Annotated in this window: 17 protein-coding genes; 8 read left to right on the top strand and 9 right to left on the bottom strand. The window is 65.7% G+C overall.

What is annotated here, in order from left to right:
* Nucleotides 1-62: 62 nt before the first annotated feature.
* Entirely contained in the window at nucleotides 63-1,049 is a 987-nt protein-coding gene (locus tag IRZ12_RS08675) for a hypothetical protein (RefSeq protein ID WP_296467281.1), read from the bottom strand.
* Between the two features lie 405 nt (nucleotides 1,050-1,454).
* Here IRZ12_RS08675 and IRZ12_RS08670 point away from each other — a divergent pair, with 405 nt between their 5' ends.
* From IRZ12_RS08670 to IRZ12_RS08655, 4 genes are all read left to right on the top strand, one after another.
* On the top strand, nucleotides 1,455-2,327 hold the full coding sequence (locus tag IRZ12_RS08670; protein WP_296467279.1) for a fumarylacetoacetate hydrolase family protein: 873 nt from the start codon (nucleotides 1,455-1,457) through the stop codon (nucleotides 2,325-2,327).
* 23 nt (nucleotides 2,328-2,350) lie between these two features.
* Nucleotides 2,351-3,409 (top strand): gentisate 1,2-dioxygenase, encoded by a 1,059-nt coding sequence (gene gtdA / locus IRZ12_RS08665; RefSeq protein ID WP_296467275.1) that lies wholly within the window; start codon nucleotides 2,351-2,353, stop codon nucleotides 3,407-3,409.
* Between the two features lie 90 nt (nucleotides 3,410-3,499).
* The gene (locus tag IRZ12_RS08660) at nucleotides 3,500-4,705 is read left to right on the top strand and encodes an NAD(P)/FAD-dependent oxidoreductase (RefSeq protein ID WP_296467269.1); all 1,206 of its coding nucleotides are present in this window, start codon (nucleotides 3,500-3,502) and stop codon (nucleotides 4,703-4,705) included.
* Between the two features lie 40 nt (nucleotides 4,706-4,745).
* Nucleotides 4,746-5,744: a tripartite tricarboxylate transporter substrate binding protein gene (locus tag IRZ12_RS08655; protein WP_296467266.1), complete on the top strand. Its 999-nt coding sequence runs from the start codon at nucleotides 4,746-4,748 to the stop codon at nucleotides 5,742-5,744.
* A gap of 94 nt (nucleotides 5,745-5,838) precedes the next feature.
* Here the strand turns inward: IRZ12_RS08655 and IRZ12_RS08650 are convergent, their stop codons facing one another.
* The gene (locus IRZ12_RS08650; RefSeq protein ID WP_296467286.1) at nucleotides 5,839-6,039 is read right to left on the bottom strand and encodes a glycine zipper 2TM domain-containing protein; all 201 of its coding nucleotides are present in this window, start codon (nucleotides 6,037-6,039) and stop codon (nucleotides 5,839-5,841) included.
* 262 nt (nucleotides 6,040-6,301) lie between these two features.
* Here IRZ12_RS08650 and IRZ12_RS08645 point away from each other — a divergent pair, with 262 nt between their 5' ends.
* Complete coding sequence (locus IRZ12_RS08645) at nucleotides 6,302-7,102, top strand: ferritin-like domain-containing protein (protein WP_296467283.1); 801 nt, start codon at nucleotides 6,302-6,304, stop codon at nucleotides 7,100-7,102.
* Here IRZ12_RS08645 and IRZ12_RS08640 read toward each other — a convergent pair.
* Nucleotides 7,087-7,419, bottom strand: a complete 333-nt coding sequence (locus IRZ12_RS08640; protein WP_296467263.1) for a hypothetical protein — start codon at nucleotides 7,417-7,419, stop codon at nucleotides 7,087-7,089. The two genes, IRZ12_RS08645 and IRZ12_RS08640, sit on opposite strands and share 16 nt — an antisense overlap.
* Before the next feature lie 47 nt (nucleotides 7,420-7,466).
* On the bottom strand, nucleotides 7,467-7,769 hold the full coding sequence (locus IRZ12_RS08635; protein ID WP_296467258.1) for a PepSY domain-containing protein: 303 nt from the start codon (nucleotides 7,767-7,769) through the stop codon (nucleotides 7,467-7,469).
* A gap of 115 nt (nucleotides 7,770-7,884) precedes the next feature.
* On the opposite strand from IRZ12_RS08635, the gene IRZ12_RS08630 reads away from it, so the two are divergent.
* From IRZ12_RS08630 to IRZ12_RS08620, 3 genes are read left to right on the top strand one after another with little or no spacing between them, the layout of a single operon-like run.
* Nucleotides 7,885-8,229 (top strand): PepSY domain-containing protein, encoded by a 345-nt coding sequence (locus IRZ12_RS08630; protein WP_296467255.1) that lies wholly within the window; start codon nucleotides 7,885-7,887, stop codon nucleotides 8,227-8,229.
* Nucleotides 8,230-8,232: 3 nt separating this feature from the next.
* Nucleotides 8,233-8,898, top strand: a complete 666-nt coding sequence (locus tag IRZ12_RS08625) for a response regulator transcription factor (protein WP_296467252.1) — start codon at nucleotides 8,233-8,235, stop codon at nucleotides 8,896-8,898.
* Nucleotides 8,895-10,262, top strand: a complete 1,368-nt coding sequence (locus tag IRZ12_RS08620; protein WP_296467248.1) for a HAMP domain-containing sensor histidine kinase — start codon at nucleotides 8,895-8,897, stop codon at nucleotides 10,260-10,262. Before IRZ12_RS08625 ends, IRZ12_RS08620 begins: the two co-directional genes overlap by 4 nt.
* A 46-nt stretch (nucleotides 10,263-10,308) precedes the next feature.
* Here IRZ12_RS08620 and minE read toward each other — a convergent pair whose 3' ends face one another.
* The 5 genes from minE to IRZ12_RS08595 all read right to left on the bottom strand — a co-directional run.
* Nucleotides 10,309-10,569, bottom strand: a complete 261-nt coding sequence (gene minE, locus IRZ12_RS08615) for a cell division topological specificity factor MinE (RefSeq protein WP_296467245.1) — start codon at nucleotides 10,567-10,569, stop codon at nucleotides 10,309-10,311.
* A 3-nt stretch (nucleotides 10,570-10,572) separates the two neighbouring features.
* A complete protein-coding gene (gene minD, locus IRZ12_RS08610; RefSeq protein WP_296467242.1) occupies nucleotides 10,573-11,388 on the bottom strand; it encodes a septum site-determining protein MinD in 816 nt (271 codons plus the stop codon).
* A 21-nt stretch (nucleotides 11,389-11,409) separates the two neighbouring features.
* Complete coding sequence (minC, locus tag IRZ12_RS08605; protein ID WP_296467240.1) at nucleotides 11,410-12,198, bottom strand: septum site-determining protein MinC; 789 nt, start codon at nucleotides 12,196-12,198, stop codon at nucleotides 11,410-11,412.
* A 99-nt stretch (nucleotides 12,199-12,297) separates the two neighbouring features.
* Nucleotides 12,298-14,064, bottom strand: coding sequence for a glutamine--tRNA ligase/YqeY domain fusion protein (locus tag IRZ12_RS08600; protein WP_296467237.1), 1,767 nt, complete (start codon nucleotides 14,062-14,064; stop codon nucleotides 12,298-12,300).
* Nucleotides 14,065-14,148: 84 nt separating this feature from the next.
* Nucleotides 14,149-15,295: ATP-binding protein (locus IRZ12_RS08595; RefSeq protein ID WP_296467235.1), on the bottom strand; the 1,147-nt coding region annotated here is incomplete at its 5' end.

Below are 15,295 nucleotides of genomic sequence, written 5' to 3'. Positions count from 1 at the left end.
TTGTTATGGGGGGGCGGGCGTGCGGGCCGGCCCACCCTCCGAAGGAGGCTAGCCGTTCAGGCTCAGTCGATCACGAAGTCCAGATACTCGGCGAAGCTGCCGGACCAGGTGGCACCGCCGGTCGACTGGATGGCCACGTTGCCTTGTTCCCCGGAGATGGAGAACACCGTGCTGATGTCTTCGCCGCTGGCCTTGGTCAGCATCTTGCCGGAGCTGAACCCCAGTTCGAAATCATCGATGACGATAGGCTCCTCAAGCTGGAGAGTGTAGGAGAAGTCGTCGCCCAGCTCGGGATCGCTGCCCGTGTTGGCGTAGGCCAGCTCGTTGATCGTATGGCGGATGGAGTCGCCGCTGTCGCTGCAGAGGCAGTGGAGGTCCATTTCGCCGCGGAACTCGGTGACGGTCTGGGTATAGCCTTTGCCGTCTTCCTCGAAGGAAACTTTGAGCGATTCCCCGCCCTCTTGGCTGGTGGCAACGCTGACGAGGAGCGTCTCCGTGTCGCCGTCCATTTTCGCGATGATGGCGGGCTCATCATCGGGGATGACAGTGGAGAAGCGGGCGCGCATGACTCCGTCGAACTGCGTATCGGTCGCATCGACCTCCTCGCCGTCGCCGATTTGCAAGGCGGAATAAGCCACCCGCGTACCGACGGACACGGTTTGTTCCGCGTTTTTTAAGGCTTTCAGGGCTTTGGACATGACGAAGCCTTCTTGGGCGGGCGCCGAGGCGACTTTGCCGAAGAGCTCCGGCACGTTGAACTCGGTGATGACGACCCGGACCCCACCATTGATGGTGACGATATCGTCTTCCTCGTCGTCGTCGAATATCGCGATGCCGAACCCTTCGAACTCTTGGCGGCATTGCTTGAAGGCGAACCGGACCTCGTCGCCCACCGCAATCCCTTCGTTGCCCGGGTCGACGGGCGTGTACCGGGCCTGGACGGATCCGCCGTGGTCGCACGGGAATTCATCCACCGATGGGCGGGGCGGCTCGTCTTCGCCGAGGGGAGAGTGGCGATATTCGGCGTACTCCAGCGCGAGGGATGACATGAGTACGGCAGGCGATTGAACGAGCAGGCCGGCGAACAGCGAATGGCTAGAGTATTGGTGAATTTGTTCCGAGGTCAGCTTCGGCGTCGGCTCCGGCTTGCTGCCGCTTCCTCCCCCCACAGGCCGTCAAGATAGCGGCGATTCCCAATCCACAAGCCAATTGCCACGTGCTTCTCATGTGTTTCCCCCATTCTTGAAATAATCGCAAGTAAGCGACCTGATGTTACAACTGTTTTTATTTGTAATCTAGCATCGAAGTCGACTAGAGGGAAGAGTATCGGCGTGGTTGGCGGCATTTCGCGACACCGGCCGCGACCTTGCCTTGACCGGCCGGTCTCTCGTGCCTAAAATTGAGCATGCTCAAAAATTAAGAACGCCTGCCATGGGGCAGGCCCGGGAGACCGAATGAAGATTTGCCGCTACGACGAAGGCCGGATCGGCCTGGTTGAAGGGGATCTCGTCTACGACGTGACCGCCGTGAAGGACCGTTTGCCCGCGCTGGCTTGGCCGGTGCCGCCGGGGGATTTGTTCATCGAACGCCTGGAGGAGCTGAAGCCCGCGATCCAGGCCGCCAAGGCGGGCGCGTCGTCCCGGCGCCTTTCCGAGGTCAGGCTGCTGAGTCCCGTCGCCACGCCGTCGAAGGTCATCGCTGCACCGCTGAACTACCACGCCCACGTGGATGAATCCCTGGCCGATGCCCAGATCCACAACAACGTGCACATCGCCCACTACGAGGGGTTCAAGAGCCCGGTCGCAAAGTTCGGGGTGTTCCTGAAGGCGGCGACTTCCGTGGTGGGTGCCGGCGAAGGCGTGAAGATCGCGTTCCCCGGCCGCCGCAACGACCACGAAGTGGAGCTGGCGGTGGTGATCGGGCGCCGCGCCAAGGACGTCGCGGCGGCCGATGCCATGTCCTACGTCGCGGGATATTGCATCGGCCTGGACATGACCGTCCGCGGCACCGAAGACCGCAGTTACCGCAAATCGGCGGACACCTATACGGTGCTGGGGCCCTACCTGGTGACGGCGGACGAGATCGCCGACCCGGGCAATCTCGATTTCTCCATCGAGGTGAACGGCGAGCCGCGGCAGCGCGCGAATACGCGCGATTTGATCACCGGCGTTGCGGAGCTGATCGAGGTGGCATCGCACGTCTATACGCTGTATCCCGGCGACGTCATCCTGACGGGCACGCCCGAGGGGGTGAATACCGTGAAGCCCGGCGACGTCATGCACGCCCGCATCCAAGGGCTGGGCGAAATGGACGTGGCCGTGCGCTAGGCGGCCGAGGGCAGGGGAGACACATGAACCATCCGAGCCAAATGCACGCGCCCGTCGCCGACAGGGCAGCCCGCGAAGCGTTCTACGCCCGCATCGGCGCGGATAACCTCGCGCCGCTGTGGGAGCAGCTACACAACCTCGTCACGCGCACGCCGCGCTCCGATTGCCAGCCGGCACACTGGTCGTACGCCAAGGTGCGGCCTTATCTGACCGAGGCCACCGAGCTGATTACCGCCGAGGAGGCCGAGCGCCGCGTCCTCATCCTCGAGAACCCCGGCCTGCGTGGCAAGGCGGCGATCACGACTTCGCTTTACGCCGGCCTGCAGGCCATCCTGCCGGGGGAGGTCGCGCGCGCGCATCGCCATAGCCAGGCCGCGCTGCGGCTGATCCTGGAGGGCGACGGGGCCTATACGTCGGTGGACGGCGAGAAGACCATCATGCGGCGCGGCGACTTCGTCACCACGCCGTCCTGGACCTGGCACGACCACGGCAACGAAAGCAATGGGCCCATGATCTGGCTGGACGGGCTGGACGTGCAATTGGTGGCCGCGCTGGACGCCAGCTTTGCGGAGTCCTCTCCGGCCGACCGGCAGGAGCTCAGGCGCCCGGTGGGCGACAGCCTGCTGCGCTACGGGAACGGCCTCGCCCCCGTGGACTGGACCCCGACCGCCAACCGGGCCTCGCCGCTGTTCTGCTATCCCTACGAGCGCACGCGCGCATCGCTGATGGGCATGCAAACCGCCGGCGCGCCCGACCCGCACCTCGGCTACAAGCTGCGCTACGTCGACCCCCTCACGGGCCGGTCCCCCATGCCGACCATGGGTGCGTTCGCACAGCTGCTGCCCAAAGGGTTCTCCACGGCGCCTTACCGGTGTTCGTCGGGCACGGTGTTCGCCGTGCTGGAAGGGCGGGTGGAGGTGATCTTGGACGACCGGACATTCGAGGCCGAGCCGAACGACGTTTTCGTCATTCCCAGCTGGGCAGCGCACCGGCTGGCGGCCCGCGAGGACGCGATCCTGTTCAGTTTTTCCGACCGGCCCGTGCAGGAAGTGCTGGGCCTGTGGCGCGAAAGCCGCGACTGACGCGCGCCGGCTCCGAGAGCCCGGCGCGGCGCCGTTCGCCTCGTCCCGCGCGGGCGGTTTCCGAATCCTTTCCAATACTAGAACCGAGTCATGCAACAGCATCCCGTCGTCATTTCCGGAGCCGGTCCCGTCGGCCTGGTCGCCGCCCTCTCGCTCGCACAGAAGGGGGTGGACGTCGTCATCCTCGAAAAAGAGGACCACATTCCCCAGGACCTGCGTGCCGGCACCTTTCACCCACCCACCGTGGAGATGCTCGACACGCTGGGCGTGGGCGAAACCTTGCGCAGCCGCGGGTTGCGGGTGCCTGAGTGGCAGGTGCGCGACCGCAAGGAAGGGCTGGTCGCGCAGTTCGACCTGAACCTCATCGCAGACCTGACGCCTTACCCGTTCCGGCTCCACGTCGAACAGCACAAGCTGTCCAGCATCGTGGCCGAGGCGCTGCGGGAACACAGCAATGCACGGGTACTCTTCTCGCACCAGTGCCTGGGTTATGAACAGGACGACGACGGGGTCACCGTGCGCGTCCAAGGCCCCGGCGGGACGGAAGAGATCCGCGCCAGCTATCTCATTGGCGCCGACGGCGCGCACAGCATCGTGCGCAAGACCATGGGGACGGAATTCGAGGGCTTCACCTGGCCCGAACGCTTCCTCGTCTGCGCCACCCGCTATGACCTGCGCGCAGAGGGCTATACGGGCAACGCCTACATCGCCGATCCTGACGAATGGGTCGCCATTTTCATCCAGCCGCACGACGGACCGCCCCCCATCTGGCGCATCGCGTTCCCCATCGGGCCGGAAATGGACGAAAACGAGGTGCTGTCGATGCCCTTCGTACAGAGCAAGGTCCAGGGCTTCCTGTCGCCGGAGCGCGAGTACGACATTCCGTACAAGAGCATTTACCGGGTCCACCAGCGCGTGGCCAAGGAGTTCCGCGACCGCCGGGTGTTCTTGGCCGGCGATGCCGCCCATGTGAACAATCCCCTGGGTGGGATGGGGCTGAACAGCGGCATCCACGACGCCATGAACCTGACGGAAAAGCTTGCGCAAGTCATGCTGCATGGTGCGCCGGACGACCTGCTGGACCGCTACCACCGGCAGCGCCATACGGTCAACGTGGAATACGTGCAGGCCATCACCATACGGAACAAGCGCCTCCTGGAGGAGCGGGATCCCAAGGTGCGCAAGCAGCGCCTGGACGAACTTCGTGCCACCGTGGCCGACCGGCAGGCGCACCGGCAGTTCCTCATCAATTCATCCATGATCGCCAGCGTGCGCCGGGCCAACGAAATCCAGTAGGCCGGGCGCCCAAATAGACATAACGAGAGAGGAGACCGCTATGCAAGATGCCGCACACCGTCCCGAGCGACGGACCTTCATCGCCGCCCTGGCCGCGGGCGCGCTGCTGCCGGGGCGCCTGCCCGCGGCCCAGGACACCCTGGGCCTGTCCGACAAGACCGTCCAGGTCATCGTTCCCTTCACACCGGGCACCACCCCCGACCTGTGCGCGCGGCTGTTCTCGCCCAAGCTGGCCGAGCAATCGGGCCGCACGTTCGTGGTGGAGAACAAGCCCGGGGCCTCCGGCATCATCGGCCTTGCCGCGGTGGCCAAGGCGCCGCCCGACGGCCATACCATCGCGTTCAGCACGAATACGGCGCTGACGCTGCCGCTGGTTTACGCATCGGTGCCGTTCGACGTCATCGAAAGCTTTACGCCGCTCGCAATGCTGGGTTCGACCAACTTCGCGTTGTGCGTACATCCCTCGCTCGGCGTGAACACCGCCAAGGAGTTCATCGATTACGTCAAGCGCCATCCCGGCACGGTCAACTACGGCTCGCCGGGCAAGGGAACCTTCCATCACTTGTGCATGGAAATGCTGGTGGCCCAGCTGGGGCTGAACATGGTGCACGTGCCGTACAAAGGGTCGGCGGGCGCTACCACCGACCTGCTGGCGGGCCATATCAAGGCGATGTTCCAGCCCATGCACGTGGCCGTGCCGCACCAGCAGGAAAAGCGCCTGGTCATCCTCGGGGCCTCGCGCCGCGAGCAGGATGCCGCCTATCCCGCCATCCCCCCGCTGGCCACGGTGGGCGTGCCGAACTACGACGCCGACGCCTGGTACGCCGTCTGGGGGCCGCGCGGCATGAGCCCCGATCTGGTCACGCGCTACAACGCCGCCTTCAACCGCCTGCTGGAGCACCCGGAGGTGCGGGCCACCATGCTCAAACAGGGCATGACGCCGCGGCCCATGAGCTCCCGGGAACTGGGGGATTTGTCCAAGGCGGAATACGCCAAGTGGGCCGAGGTCACCAAGGCCGCCAACATCCTGCCCGAGTAGGGTTGCCGGCGCAGGCTTGATACATCTTTCGCAAAAACGCAACAGCCCCGGTCCTTTCGGACCGGGGCTGTTTGCCTTGGGGCAGGCTGCCCCTTTAGCGGCGCTTGCCGACCTGGTCGCCGACGACGCCGCCTATCGCGGCGCCGCCCACGGTGCCCAGGATGCCGCCGTCAGAGATGGCAGCACCTGCCACGCCGCCCAGTCCGGCGCCGACGACCGCGCTCTTTTCGCGGCCGGACATGCTGTCCCAGGTGGAACACCCGGTTGCCGCGACCACGAGGGCGGCACCGATCATCAGTTGGGCAAATCGTTTCGCGTTCATGAGGTGACTCCCTGAATGTGTGAGGTATGCGGCGCGGCCAGCGCGCCGCGGCTTGGAATAACAGTGACAGAATCGCCCGGCGATGTCTGTGAACGAACTCGACAAGCATTACACAAAGTAACGTCGGGGATGCACCTCCGAAAAGCCTGGAGGGACTCGAATCTCGCCTCGATTAGGTTTATCCTGCAAGGACTGCGAACTCGGAGAAATTTCGGTGGACGCTGTTGCTACTGCGATGCCCTGGCGGCTAGAAGACATCGATCTGTCGCGCATCGACCCGAGCTTGGTCGAGTCGGACGAGGCGCTGTTTTTCCTGCTTTGCAGCGCTTCGTTCATCGAGAGTGGGTCGGACCTCTACACGCGCAACCTCATCGAATATTACCAGGACGACCCGGACGTGGCCGGCTGGCTAGGGTCGCGTTGGGAGCCGGAGGAATTACAGCACGGCCGCGCCTTGCGTGCGTACATCGAGCACGTCTGGCCCGACTTCGATTGGCAAAGCGCGTTCGACAGTTTTTTCAGCGAGTATTCCCAGCGCTGTACGCTGGAGGAGTTCGAGCCCACCAAGGCGCTGGAACTGGCGGCCCGCTGCGTGGTGGAAATGGGGACGGCGTCGTTGTACCGCAGCCTGGCCGCGTACGCGCCCGAGCCGGTGTTGCGCGAGATCACCACCCACATCCGGACGGACGAAGTCCGCCACTACAAATACTTCTACCTGTACTTCAATCGGTATAACGCCCAGGAAGGCAACGGCCGGATGAAGGTGCTGCGGGCGCTGGTGCGGCGGTTGCTGGAGATCCGCAACGACGATGCCGAGTGCTCCATCCGCCATGTGTTCAATCACCGGCATCCCGGGCAAGCCAACGACAAGGCCGCCATCGACCGCATCCATGCGGCGTGCCGGCGTTTGGTGCAGCGCAACGTGAGCCCGGACATGAGCGTGAAGATGTTCCTCAAGCCCCTCAACCTGCCCCCCCGCATACAGCACGGCCTGGAGGCCCCGCTGACGCGGATGGTGCACTACGCGCTGCGCTGAAGGCCGGCGGCGGGGCGGCCGATCGTCTCCGCGTAGCGGCCGCTCAGGTAGTTGAGGATTTCGTCCGCACGGCTGGCGGGCCAGTTCCAGATTTCCGTCCAGGGCAGGTGGGGGGCAATGCCGAAATCCCGCTTGAGCGCGGCCACGACGGCGCCTTGCGCTGCATAGCCGAACTGCCGCTCACGTGCCTTGCACAGCTCGTTCAAGGCCGATTCGATGCGGTGGCGCAGGCGGCTGTCGGCGCCTATGGTGCCTGGGGCGTCGTCGCCCGCGCCGCATTGGGTTGCGGCGCCATCGGAGAATACGGACTGGTTCACGGCATCGCTCCTCGGTGCGAGGGTCTGCGGAAGGGATCTGCGGTCCATTAGTTCCGGCCGCGGGGGCGGCGGGGCAGCCATTCTTCGGGCCGGACCACTTCTCCGGTCACCGGATGGATGTAGAGCTTGATCTTGGCGCCGTTCTTGTCGAAACCCTCGACTTCCCAGCAGCCGTCGTCGGGCTCGACTTCCCGCACCTCGTAGCCCAGTTCTTCCGCCTTGCGGATGGCCTGGTCAATGGGGATCCAACGCTCGCGGGGCACGTATTCGCATTTGTCGGCCGCGTAGGCAGCGGGGCTGGCGGCGGCAGTGGCGGCAAAGGCGATGATGAAGGCAGGCAACACGCGCATGGTGGTCCTCAGGATGATTCGTTGACGATGGCTCGAAGCATAGTCGCAGCTCGCCCCGTTTCCCTGACCGCCGATGTCAGCGTCTTATCAGGCAGCGCCTGTTAGTGTGCCTCCCATGTTTGCGACTTTCTTCCCCCGCCGCCCGCGGTTCGCGCCGCGCCTGGCCGCGCCCATGCTGGCGGCGGCGCTCGCCTGCCCGGCTATGTTGGCCCATGCGCGCGACGAATCGTGCAAGAACGACCAAGACTGCGCCCGGGCGGCGTTGGTGCAGGGGGAGATCCGGCCGTTGTCCCAAGTCTTGCGCGTCGTGCGCGAGCGGGTGCCGGGCGATATCATTGAGATCGAACTCGAGCGGGAAGACGGCATCTGGGTGTACGAAGTCAAGGTGCTGCCTTCGAGCGGACGCCGCAAGAAGCTGGAAATCGATGCCCGCACCCTGGAAATTCTCAAGATCAAATAGGTCATGCGCATTCTCGTAGTGGAAGACGAGCCCCGCATTGCGGCGGACATCCGGGCGGGGCTGGAGCGGGCGCATTACGCGGTGGATCATGCCGAAGACGGCGAGAGCGCCTGGTTTCGCGCCGGTACCGAGGAGTACGACGCCATCGTGCTGGATCTCGGGCTGCCCAAGCTCGACGGGCTCACCGTGCTGAAGCGGTTGCGCGCGGCCGACATCACCACGCCCATTCTCATCCTGACGGCGCGCGACGGCTGGCGCGACAAGGTCGAGGGCATCGACGCCGGGGCGGATGATTACCTAGCCAAGCCGTTCCAGATGGAAGAACTGCTCGCGCGCCTGCGGGCCATCATCCGGCGCGCGGCCGGCCAGTCCTCGGCGATCCTGCGTGCCGGCCCGGTGGAGGTCGATACGCGTACCCGCATGGTGACCGTCCATGGATCGGCCATGACGCTGTCTTCCTTGGAGTACCGGCTCCTGGCGTATTTCCTGCACCATCCCGGGCGGGTGTTGTCGCAGAGCGAACTCATTGAACACGTCTACGAAGCCGGAAGCGATCGCGACGTCAACGCCATCGAAGCGCTGGTGGCGCGCCTGCGTCGCAAATTGGGCGTGGATCTCATCGAGACGCGCCGCGGCCACGGTTACCTGATTCCCGACAGCACGCGATGAGCCGCCGGTCGCTGCTCGTCAGGCTGAGCTGCGCCGCGGCGTTAATGATCCTGCTCGCGCTGGCCGCGGGCGGGGTCGGACTGACGCTGATCTTCGACCGGCAGATGGAGCGTCGCGCCGTGGCCGAACTCGATCTGTATCTAAAGACGCTGGCCGGGCAGGTGCGCGTGGATGCGGGCGGCGTCCTCTCGCTCGAGGCCGCACCGTCTGATCCTCGGTTCGAACAGCCGTACAGCGGGCTGTACTGGCAAATCGACGGCCCGGACAACCAGCAATTGCGGTCACGGTCCCTGTGGGACACGGTCCTGCCCACGCTGGCGGCCGATCCCGCGCGGCCCGTCACCATTGGCAAGGTGGCCGGGCCTGAAGGCTCGCAGCTGCTTTCGGCGGAGCGGACCATCGCGCTCGATGACAGCGCTACCGGGGCCACGGTGCACTTATTGGTGGCCCTCGACCGGGCAGACCTGCAGGCCGAGCGCCGTACCTTCCTGAGCCTGCTGGTTCCTTCGCTGGCCGGGCTCGGGCTGCTGCTCATCCTCGCGATGGCCGGCTTCATTCACCTCGCCCTGCGTCCGTTCCGCGATTTGCGCGCCCACCTGCAGGCGGTGCGCAGCGGGCGCACCCGGGAGCTGCCGCGGGATGTGCCGGATGAGGTCCAACCGGTCGTGGACGAGCTGAACCGGATGATCGCGTTCCATGATGCCTCGCTCGAACGCGCACAAACGCAGGCCGGGGACCTCGCGCACGGCCTCAAGACGCCGCTCGCGGTCATGGGCGCCGCCGCGCGGCGGGCCCGCGCGGAGGGCAGGGACGCCCTGGCGGACGACATCGAAGAACAGGTCAACGCCATGCGTCGCCAGGTGGACCGGACGCTAGCGCGGGCCCGAGCGGGCATGGCGGCGGCCTTGGGGAATCGCTCCACCGTGGTGGCCGACGCCGTGCGCAAGACCTTGCGCGCCATCCAGACGCTGCCGGGGGCGCAGGCGCTCGATTGGGAAGAAGACGTCGCGCCTGACCTGCGTTTCGCCGGAGACGAGGGCGACCTGACGGAGCTGCTCGGCAACCTGCTCGACAACGCGCGCAAATGGGCTCGCGGACACGTGCGCGTGACGGCCCGGGAGTCAAGCCGTGCCGCGTGGATGTTGACCATCGAGGACGACGGCCCGGGCTTGCCCGAAGACGAGGCGGTGCGCATCGAGCGCGGAAGGCGCTGGGACGAATCCCGTCCCGGAACCGGCTTCGGCCTGGCGATCGCGCGCGACCTAGTCGAAGCCTATCGGGGAACCATCGGTTTTTCCCGCGCTCCGGAGCTGGGCGGGCTAAGGGTTTGCATCACCTTGCCGCGCCCGGCCGGCGGCGCCTAGCGGGCGCCTCCAGGGCGGCATGCCGCCGGCGCCAGGGCAAGGGGGCTCAGGTTGCCGACGGCATTTCGATCTTGACTTCCAGCACTTCTAGCGTGTCCTGGCGCTCCAGGTGCACCTTGATGTCGTCCGGATTGATCTTGACGTACTTGGAGATGACGGCCACGAGCTCTTTCTGCAGCTGGGGCAGATAGTCGGACGAACTCGAGGAGGCCGACCGTTCGTGGGCGAGGATGATTTGCAGCCGTTCCTTGGCGACACCGGCGGAGGACGGCTTTTTTTGTCCGAGGAAAAACGAAAGCAAGGACATCGATTATTTCCCTCCGAACAAACGCTTCAACAGGCCGGGCTTTTCATAGTCGATGAACCGCAGCGGCTTGTCCTGGCCCAGATAGCGGTCGACCACGTCCTGATACGCTTCGGCCACCGGCGTGCCTTTCAGGTGAATGGCGGGCAGGCCTTGGTTCGAGGCTTGCAGCACATCCTCGGATTCGGGAATGACGCCGATCAGCTTGATGCGCAGGATGTCTTCGACGTCCTTGAGCGAGAGCATCTCGCCTTCTGCCACGCGCTTGGCGTTGTAGCGGGTGAGCAGCAGGTGTTCCTTGACCGGCTCTTCGCCGTTGACGGCCCGCCGCGACTTTGCCGAGAGTATGCCCAGGATGCGGTCGGAGTCCCGTACCGAGGAGACCTCGGGGTTGGTGACGACCAATGCGTCGTCCGCGAAATAGGCGGCCATCAGCGCACCGGACTCGATGCCCGCCGGCGAGTCGCAGACGATGTACTCGAAGTCCATCTCCTTGAGGCCCTCCATGACTTTTTCCACGCCTTCCTGCGTCAGGGCGTCTTTGTCGCGCGTCTGTGAAGCAGGCAGGATGTAGAGGTTCTCGAGCTGCTTGTCGCGGATCAGGGCCTGGTTGAGCGTGGCTTCGCCTTGGATCACGTTGATCAGGTCGTACACCACGCGTCGTTCGCATCCCATGATGAGGTCGAGATTGCGCAGGCCCACGTCGAAATCGATCACGGCGGTCTTGTGTCCGCGCATGGCCAAGCCCGACGAAAAGCTCGCGCTGGTGGTGGTTTTTCCGACGCCGCCTTTGCCTGAAGTCACGACAACGATACGTGCCATGGAGAGTGGATCCTTAACGAGTTAAATGGGCAACGGTTCGACCAGCAGTTTCTCGCCTTCGAGGCGGATCAACGCCGGTTTGTCCTGGATTTCGGGCAGAGCCGTGGTCATCGGGCGGTAGACGCCCGCGATGGCGACCAGCTCCGCCTGGAATTGGGTGGTGTAGATGCGCGCCTTGGTGTCGCCGCGCGCGCCGGCCATGGCTTTGCCCCGCAGCGGACCATAGACGTGAATGTTGCCATCGGCGATCACTTCGGCGCCATGGCTTACCACGCCGAGGACGATGAGATCCGCGTGCCGGGCGTAGACGCGCTGCCCGGATCGCAGCGGCTTTTCGATCACCAAGGTCGGGACCGCTTGCGGCGGCGCCGGCCGCTGTTCGGCCACCGTTTCCATCACGACTTCGGCCGCGGGCGGTGGCGAGGCCGGCGCTTGCGCCGAGGCTGGCGCTTCGCTTTTCGTCGTTGCGGTCTCGGTCGGTTCGACGGCCGGTGAGCGCGTCGGCGCGGCGGGCAGCGACAGCAGCGTCAGCCCCGCCTGCCTGGCCGACTCGGCTAGGTCCTCCGGTGCCATGATGCCTATGGCGGGCAGGTTGTGCCGCCTGAGCGCGTCGACCAGCTGCGTCCAGTCGAGCGGCGCGGTCAGGCGCGATGCGTCGATGACCACCGGCTCGTCTTCGAAAAAGCCGGCGGCTTCCTCCATGCGCTGATCGAGCGCGGCCAGGACGGCCTGGAGGTCGGAGGTGTGCAGCACCACGCGGATGGCGTAGAGCGAGGTGCTCTTGATGTCGAGTACGGGACTGGCTTCCATGGGCGGCGCCGCAAGGCGCAATTGCGCAAAGTCCAGATTCTACCGGGACAAGCGGGAGGATGGGTTAGAGGTTGTGTCCGCGGGGGCACCCCCGCGGGTTTACTTGCCCCAGGAGTCCCGCAGGGTCGTCGTGCGGTTGAACACCGGCGCCAGGGTGGAGGAGATTTCCCGGTCGGCCACGAAATAGCCGAAGCGCTCGAACTGATACGAGGTGCCGGGCGTGCCGTCCGTGCCCGGTTCGAGGTAGCCCTGGACGATTTCGATCGAATTGGGGTTCAGGTGCTCGATGAAGTCCTTGCCGCCTGCGCCGGGGTTGGGGTCGGTGAACAGGCGGTCGTAGAGGCGGATCTCGGCGGGTACGGCCGTTGGCGCGTACAGCCACGTGATGTTGCCCTTGACCTTGACGCTGTCGGCACCCGGGGTGCCGCTGCGGGTGTCGGGCAGGTATTCGGCGTGGACTTCCACGACTTTGCCGGACTCGTCCTTGACGCAGCCCGTGCATTTGACGACGTAGCCGTACTTCAGCCGGACCATGTTGCCCGGGAACAGCCGGAAGAATCCCTTGGGCGGCGTCTCGGCGAAGTCTTCCTGCTCGATCCAGAGTTCGCGCCCAAAGGGGAACGTGCGCCGGCCCATCTCCGGATGGTGGGGATGGCGCGGTGCCGAGCATTCTTCGCTCTGCCCTTCGGGATAGTTGGTGATGACCAGCTTGAGCGGCCGCAGGACGGCGACGGTGCGCGGCGCCTTGGGATCGAGGTCATCGCGCAGCGCTTGTTCCAGTAGCGAGTAATCGATGACCGACTCGGACTTTGAGGCGCCGGTGCGTTCGCACAGTAGGCGGATCGACTCCGGGGTGTAGCCGCGGCGCCGCAGGCCCAAGATGGTGGGCATGCGGGGGTCGTCCCAGCCGGTGACGTGGCCCTCGTTGACCAGCTGCGCCAGCTTGCGCTTGCTGGTGATCACGTAGCTCAGGTTCAGGCGCGCGAACTCATGCTGGCGTGGCAGCGGATCCGCGAGCAGGCCGAGGTCGCGCAGGCGGCCGAGCAGCCAGTCGTAGAAGGGTCGCTGGTCTTCGAATTCCAGCGTACAGATGCTGTGCGTGATGCCCTCGAGCGCATCTTCGATGGGATGCGCATAGGTGTACATCGGGTAGATGCACCATTTGTCGCCCGTGCGGTGGTGCTTGGCGTGACGAATCCGATAGAGGACCGGGTCGCGCAGGTTGATGTTGGGCGAGGCCATGTCGATGCGGGCCCGCAGCGCCATCGCGCCGTCCGGATGCTTGCCGTCGCGCATTTCGCGCAGGCGCGCGAGGGATTCCTCGCGGGGCCGGGAACGCCAGGGCGAATCCTTTCCCGGCTCCGTGAGGGTGCCGCGCATGGCGCGGATTTCCTCCGGGCTTTGCTCGTCCACGTAGGCATCGCCCGCCATGACGAGCGCTTCGGCGGCTTCATACATGAAGTCGAAGTAGTCGCTCGCATGGTAGTAATGCTCGGTGCCGAAACCCGTCCAGTCATAGCCCAACCAACGGACGGCGTCGACGATGGCGTCGACGTAGCGTTGTTCTTCTTTCTCGGGGTTGGTGTCGTCCAGGCGCAAATGGCAGACACCGCCGTAGTCGCGGGCCAGCCCGAAGTTCAGGCTGATGGCCTTGGCGTGGCCGATGTGCAGGTAGCCGTTCGGCTCCGGCGGAAAGCGCGTGCGTATGCGCGCCGGGTCCAGCGGCGCTTCGGCGTGCGTCGCTGCCGGCCCGGGTTTGCCGGCCCAGCGCTTCCCGGCATAGCGTCCGGCGGCGAGGTCCGCTTCGACGATGTTGCGCAGAAAGTTGGTGGCCGGAGCTGCGGCGGGTTTATTGGGTGTGGTCATCGTTTTATGGGTGGACGAGTAGTCCTTTATTCGATTTTGCCATAATTAGGGTTCCCCCTTACGGCCCAAGGGCCTGCCGCGGGGTCAGTTCTTGGCAAGAGGCAGCCTGACGTCGACCTTCAGGCCCCCGTGCGCGGCTTGCTCCAGGGCGATGCTGCCGCCATGGGCGCGCGCGATGGCCTCCACGAGTGCCAATCCCAACCCGACATTGCCGGTCCGGCTGCGCGCCGCATCCAGGCGCGAGAACGGCTGGAGCGCTTCGGCGCGCCGCTCGGGCGGGATGCCCTGGCCGTGGTCCGTCACGCTGAGCAAGGCGTGGCCATCGAGCGCGGCGAGCGCGACGTGTATGGGCGGGGCGCCGTGCTGGAGGGCGTTGTGTATGAGGTTGTCCACCAACCGGCCCAGGGCGACGGCGTCGCCCGCCACCGTTACGTCTTCTTGTAGCGAGGTCAGTTCCACCTCGCAGCCCGTGCCCTTCCAGGTATGCAGGCGTTCGCGCAGCCACGCGCCCAGGTCGAGGGGCGCGAAGTGGTAGGTGGCCGGATCGGTGCCTCGCACGAAGCTGATGAACTGGTCGACGATGTGCTGCATGTCTTCGGCGTCCTGCCGCAGCCCCTCCTTGACGGACGGGTCGTCCAGCATTTCGGTGCGCAGCCGCATCCGCGACAGCGGCCCCTTGAGATCGTGGGGCAGGCCGGCAAGCAGGGTGCGGCGCACGCGGTCCGACTCCTGCAGCGCGTCCAGCATCGCGTTGAAGCGTTCGCCGAGCACCCGCGTCTCGTGCGGGCCGGAGGGTTCGACCCGCTCCGGCGCGCCGGAGGCAAGTCGGTCGGCGGCGTGGGCGAGCGAAGTAATGGGGCGGGTGATGTGCCAGGAGAACCAGGCGGCCAGCAATAGGATCGCCCCGAGTCCCCCCAGCCACATGACGACCAGGGGCGTGCGGACCGGAGGATTGATGCGCTCCAGGGATATCACCAGCCATGAGCGCATCACCGGCTCGTCGTCGTTGCCGACAGCCGGGTTGAGGGAAATGAACAGGGCTGGTTCGGGCCCGCGGGAGAGGGCCACCCGCGTGCCGTCCGCCAATTGTTCGTTCAGCCGGCGGATCAGCCCGCGCAGCGCGGGCCGGGGATCGTCGTCGGCCCATCGCGGCGCCTCGCGCGGGCCGCGGCGCTCGGGGGTGAAGCGGAATTCCCCGGGCTGGAAGTCCGGGGGCATGCGTCCCCAGGAC

Source organism: Pigmentiphaga sp. (assembly GCF_019689535.1).
Lineage (GTDB): Bacteria > Pseudomonadota > Gammaproteobacteria > Burkholderiales > Burkholderiaceae_B > Pigmentiphaga.
This window is presented reverse-complemented; position numbering and strand designations above follow the sequence as displayed.

Coding starts and splice junctions, on each gene's coding strand:
- IRZ12_RS08620 (WP_296467248.1), top strand. CDS start 8,895: ATGAGCCGCCGGTCGCTGCTCGTCAGGCTGAGCTGCGCCGCGGCGTTA.
- IRZ12_RS08675 (WP_296467281.1), bottom strand. CDS start 1,049: ATGTCATCCCTCGCGCTGGAGTACGCCGAATATCGCCACTCTCCCCTC.
- IRZ12_RS08670 (WP_296467279.1), top strand. CDS start 1,455: ATGAAGATTTGCCGCTACGACGAAGGCCGGATCGGCCTGGTTGAAGGG.
- IRZ12_RS08600 (WP_296467237.1), bottom strand. CDS start 14,064: ATGACCACACCCAATAAACCCGCCGCAGCTCCGGCCACCAACTTTCTG.
- IRZ12_RS08650 (WP_296467286.1), bottom strand. CDS start 6,039: ATGATCGGTGCCGCCCTCGTGGTCGCGGCAACCGGGTGTTCCACCTGG.
- IRZ12_RS08660 (WP_296467269.1), top strand. CDS start 3,500: ATGCAACAGCATCCCGTCGTCATTTCCGGAGCCGGTCCCGTCGGCCTG.
- gtdA (WP_296467275.1), top strand. CDS start 2,351: ATGAACCATCCGAGCCAAATGCACGCGCCCGTCGCCGACAGGGCAGCC.
- IRZ12_RS08645 (WP_296467283.1), top strand. CDS start 6,302: ATGCCCTGGCGGCTAGAAGACATCGATCTGTCGCGCATCGACCCGAGC.
- IRZ12_RS08630 (WP_296467255.1), top strand. CDS start 7,885: ATGTTTGCGACTTTCTTCCCCCGCCGCCCGCGGTTCGCGCCGCGCCTG.
- minD (WP_296467242.1), bottom strand. CDS start 11,388: ATGGCACGTATCGTTGTCGTGACTTCAGGCAAAGGCGGCGTCGGAAAA.
- IRZ12_RS08655 (WP_296467266.1), top strand. CDS start 4,746: ATGCAAGATGCCGCACACCGTCCCGAGCGACGGACCTTCATCGCCGCC.
- IRZ12_RS08625 (WP_296467252.1), top strand. CDS start 8,233: ATGCGCATTCTCGTAGTGGAAGACGAGCCCCGCATTGCGGCGGACATC.
- minC (WP_296467240.1), bottom strand. CDS start 12,198: ATGGAAGCCAGTCCCGTACTCGACATCAAGAGCACCTCGCTCTACGCC.
- IRZ12_RS08635 (WP_296467258.1), bottom strand. CDS start 7,769: ATGCGCGTGTTGCCTGCCTTCATCATCGCCTTTGCCGCCACTGCCGCC.
- minE (WP_296467245.1), bottom strand. CDS start 10,569: ATGTCCTTGCTTTCGTTTTTCCTCGGACAAAAAAAGCCGTCCTCCGCC.